This is a genomic window from Chloroflexus sp. (genome assembly GCF_034432675.1).
Taxonomy (GTDB): domain Bacteria; phylum Chloroflexota; class Chloroflexia; order Chloroflexales; family Chloroflexaceae; genus Chloroflexus.
Genome location: NZ_DAOUBI010000009.1, coordinates 1 through 4,681 on the forward strand (window position 1 = coordinate 1; position 4,681 = coordinate 4,681).

Here is a 4,681-nt window from a genome sequence, read left to right on the forward strand (position 1 = left end):
ATCGGGGCGAGAGGATTAACAGCGCGAATATTAGTCTCGGCGCTCACCCGATCAAACCCCACCGGTTCTGCCAGATCCATCTTGGTCAGGATGACCGCATCGGCGGTGGCGAAGGTCGCCGGATACTTCAACGGTTTATCTTCACCTTCAGTCGTAGAGAGCAGGACCACGCGCACCGCTTCGCCGAGATCGTAGCCGGCGGGACACACCAGATTCCCAACGTTCTCGATAAAGAGGAGATCGATCTGGTTGAGGTCCCAATCGGCGAGATAGCGGGCAACGATGTCGGCTTCAAGATGACACATATCGCCAGTCTGAATCTGCCGTACCAGCCCGCCACTGCGTGCCAGCCGACGGGCATCGTTGTCGGTAGCCAGATCGCCGACCAGCGCCGCGACCCGGCACTCGGCCAGCATCATGCGCATCGTCGCTTCGAGCAGGCTGGTTTTGCCGGCGCCCGGACTGGACAGCAGATTGACAACCGTCACGCCGGCGGCGTGAAAGCGGTGTCGTAACGCGGCAGCGAGTTGATCGTTCTTGTTCAACACGCCCTGGCGAATTTCGATCAGCCGTTTTGTCTCGTAAGTCATGGTGTCTCCAGTGCAACCAGTTCTAACTCACGTCCATGAACGATCTGACCGCAGGGGCGATCACACCGTGGACAGCGGAACAGCCGTGGGTTCGTCAGGGTCACTTCGGCGTTGCAATCCGGGCAAAAGACGACCACCGGCACCTCTTCGATAATCAGGTCAGCCCCGGCCAGCGGTGTGCCTTCGGCGGCGATGGCGAAGCTGAAGCGAAGCGCATCGGCGACCACCCCGGCGAGGGCACCGATCCGCAGGTGAACGGCGCTAATCCGATCTACTCCCGCTTCTGCCGCAGCATTGCTGGCAATCGTCACGATGTTGTGCGCAATCGATAATTCGTGCATCAGCCTATTTCAGCGAACGACCAAAGCGGCGACCGAATTCAACAATCAGCCCGGCAGCGCGTTGCACATCGGGATCGCGTAACGCCCGGAGCAGACCAAACAGACCAATCGGTTTCGGCTCCTGGCGCAACGCCTCGCGACTGGCGACAAAGGCGTCACCCGCTTCTCCAACCAGCCGTACCGTATCGGGATGGAACACGCCCGACTCGAGCAGTGCGTCGAACTCTGCCGAGGCGATAAACGGCTCGATCCGCTCGATCACCTCGATGAAGTTGGGAGCGACGGCAACCAGGCGGGGGAAGTAGGGCAGGAACGCGATGAAGGCATCGATTAACTTATCAGCCGTGATTGTGCGGTCATTCATTGTTGTGCGCAGCTCTTCGACCGCCAGGCGGATATTTTCGGTCAGCTCATCACCGCGCACCAGCAGGTGATCGAGCGCACTAACCAGGAAGGCGAGCAGTTCGCTCTGCGCCAGCAGACGATCAAGCGCGGCCAGCGTGTCGGGTTTGCTTAAGGTTGCGAGCAGGCGCTGAAATGCCGGCTGGGCCGTCAACGTTGCCAACTGCTCAACAGTCGTAGTCAGTTGCGGCAGCGTCCGCGACAGTCGCATCAGTTGGGCAGCCAGAGCGCCACCATCGTCGGGGAGAGCGGCACGCAATTCGTGAACGCTAGCAGCGACGTTGTCAGCGATAACGTCACCCCGTTGTAGGAGGCTATCCACTGCGCCGACCGAGAAAGCCAGCAGTTCGGCGTGGTCGAGTAGCCGGTGTAATGCGGCAGCCGTCTGCGGTTCGCTTAATCGTTCAAGCAACGCATGCGCGTTTAACGGACGGTCGGCATGAGCCGTGGTTGTAGCGCCATTGCTGGTCATTGCGCTCCTCGCTCTATAGCGAACGCGAATCGTGGAAATACAAACGAAATAAGTGATTGCCTGAACGAAGTATAAGAGTTACTGATGGATCACTCAAGTTGTAACTTCATAACCGTCGGTTGTCGTTAGTCGTTCTGCGGGTTGGAGTGTGCTACAGTAGTATTAGCAGTCGGTAGCAAAAAGATAATGGGAATAACTCATGACGGGCGAAGCGAACAATCCTCAGCAGCGACGCTGGCGGATCAGTGTACGCGGCATTGTGCAAGGAGTTGGCTTTCGACCATTTGTGTTTGGTCTAGCCGACCGCTGGCGTTTAGCCGGTTTTGTGCGCAACGATAGCAACGGGGTTACGATAGAAGTCGAGGGCGACGAGCAGGCACTGCATGCGTTTGTGGATGCTCTGCGTGCAGAGGCACCACCACTGGCCCGAGTCGATCAGGTGAGTATCGATCCACTGCCACTAGTTGGTGAGCGCACCTTTGTGATTGCTACCAGCCAGGCTCAACCGCAGCGACGAACTCTGATCGCTCCCGATACTGCAACCTGTGCTGATTGTTTACGCGAGATCAGCGATCCTGCCGACCGCCGCTATCGGTATGCGTTCACCAACTGCACGAATTGCGGCCCGCGCTTCACGATAGTGCTCGACGTGCCCTACGACCGTGTCAATACCACGATGCGAACCTTCCCCCTCTGCGCCCAGTGCCGGGCAGAGTACGAAGACCCGCGTAACCGGCGGTTTCACGCTCAGCCAACGGCATGCCCGGCGTGTGGGCCGCACCTGCGCTGGTCGGGTGACACCACCGATCCGCTGATCGCGGCAGCCACAGCCCTGGCAAACGGCGACATCGTGGCCGTGAAGGGATTGGGTGGTTACCATCTGGCCTGTGCTGCTGATGATGAAACGGCGGTCAGCCGTCTTCGCCAACGCAAGCAGCGCGAAGCACGGCCACTGGCGCTGATGGTGCGCGATGAAGCAGTCGCCGCCCACCTTTGCTTCATCGATCCGGTAGCTCATACCATCCTGACCAGCCCGGCGCGTCCGATTGTGCTGCTACCCCGTCGGCCAGACGCACCGGTTGCCCCTTCGGTAGCGCCGGGGATGCAGACGCTGGGGATTATGCTCCCGTACACGCCGCTGCACCATCTGCTACTGGCCGAATACGCCAGAGTAGTCGGCCCAAGCCGACCGGCAGCAATCGTGTTGACCAGCGGTAATCTGAGTGATGAACCGATTGCGTATGAAGACGACGATGCTGTGCAACGCTTAAGCCCAATTGCTGATGCGATGCTGAGTCACAATCGCCCGATTCATATGCGTTGTGACGACAGCGTCGTGCGGGTGGCCGCCGGTGGGCCGTTGCTGATCCGACGTTCACGGGGCTATGCCCCGGCACCGATCACCCTGGCGAGCGCACTCCCCTGCCCGATCCTCGCCTGCGGTGGTCAGCTCAAAAACACCTTCGCCTTCGGTCGTGGCCGGGAGGTCTTCCTGAGTCATCACATCGGCGATCTGGAGAATCTCCCCACCCTGCGTTCATTCCACGAAGGCATTGCCCACTTTCAGCGCCTGTTTGACATCCAGCCGGAAGTGGTTGCTTACGATCTCCATCCCGGCTACCTGGCCACGCAAGCCGCACTGGCAATGGCGATTCCGCACAAGATCGGGGTGCAACATCACCACGCGCACATTGCTGCGGTGTTGGCCGAATATGGTATTGATGAGCCGGTGATTGGTCTGGCAGCGGATGGCAGTGGATATGGGCCTGATGGCACGGTCTGGGGTGGCGAGGTATTCATCGCGACGTGCGCCAATTACAGGCGGGTCGGACATCTGGGGCATTTGCTGCTGCCCGGCGGCGAACAGGCGGTACGTCAGCCGTGGCGGGTAGCAGCGGCTGCATTGTCAACGATTTACGGCACCGACTTCTGGCAGCTTGCATTACCACTCGTCAAACAACTTGATCGTTCAGCCTGGACAGTGCTGGCACGTATGATAGATCGCTCGCTCAACACACCACGAACATCGAGTCTGGGGCGCTTATTCGATGTAGCGGCGGTGCTGGTTGGGATCGGACAGACGGCGCGCTACGAGGGTGAGCTGGCCATTCTGCTCGAACAGATGGCCGATCACGACCAGCCGCCCTACCCAATGCCGATCCACGAAGCGGTGTCCGCTCAGGAGCCGTTTGTGCTGGATGGTTTCGCGCTGCTGGCGGCCTTAGTTGATGATATGCAACAAGGGGTGACGCCGGCGGCCATTGCCGGGCGCGTCCATCAGGGAGTGGCTCATGGTTTGTTGATGGCCTGCCGGCGCGTGCGTAATGAGCATGGTCTCTCAACCGTCGCGGTAAGTGGGGGTGTGTTTCAGAATATGTTTCTGCTGGAAACCCTCACCGATTTGCTCACCGCCGATGGCTTTACTGTCCTGATCTCCCGCCTGGCACCACCAAACGACGGTGGCCTGGCGCTCGGTCAGGTCGTAGTTGCCGGTGCAGTGATGGCTATGAGGTAAACGCCCTCGGTCCCGCTCACGCTTGTGTGCTATCCATTACCCGCATGTCACGCTGCGTCAGGCCGGGCTGCAAGTGCTCCCCGTGGCGCAGGCTTCCAGCCTGTGTGGATGCATCCTCGCCACCGCCGGCAGATGCTGGCCGTGATCGCTGGTGCACAGGCACGAATCTCGTGCAACATAACCGTCTACGCGCAGGTGTCACATGCCTGCCTGACCGACTCGATGATCGAAACGAGCACATTCAGCACCCCCGTGACCAGGATGGGGAACGGTATGCCACGCGCCGGATCGCGAGCACGGCTGGCGCGGCAGCATGGCTGCCGCACGCCAAACGACGCGCCACGGGTAATGGTGGTCGGCA

The 4,681-nt window shown here is 60.1% G+C and carries 4 protein-coding genes; 1 reads left to right on the forward strand and 3 read right to left on the reverse strand.

Annotated elements, in window-relative coordinates; genetic code table 11:
• The 3 genes from hypB to VAE55_RS01110 form a co-directional block, all read right to left on the reverse strand.
• Window positions 1-590, reverse strand: a 590-nt coding sequence (gene hypB / locus VAE55_RS01100; protein WP_322813986.1) for a hydrogenase nickel incorporation protein HypB, incomplete at its 3' end; no start/stop codon positions are given.
• A complete protein-coding gene (gene hypA / locus VAE55_RS01105) occupies window positions 587-931 on the reverse strand; it encodes a hydrogenase maturation nickel metallochaperone HypA (RefSeq protein WP_322813987.1) in 345 nt (114 codons plus the stop codon). The genes hypA and hypB, both read right to left, overlap by 4 nt.
• Before the next feature lie 4 nt (window positions 932-935).
• Window positions 936-1,805: a DUF1641 domain-containing protein gene (locus VAE55_RS01110; protein ID WP_322813988.1), complete on the reverse strand. Its 870-nt coding sequence runs from the start codon at window positions 1,803-1,805 to the stop codon at window positions 936-938.
• A 199-nt stretch (window positions 1,806-2,004) separates the two neighbouring features.
• Between VAE55_RS01110 and hypF the strand changes: the two genes are divergently transcribed.
• Complete coding sequence (gene hypF / locus VAE55_RS01115) at window positions 2,005-4,320, forward strand: carbamoyltransferase HypF (protein WP_322813989.1); 2,316 nt, start codon at window positions 2,005-2,007, stop codon at window positions 4,318-4,320.
• The last annotated feature ends 361 nt before the right edge of the window (window positions 4,321-4,681 follow it).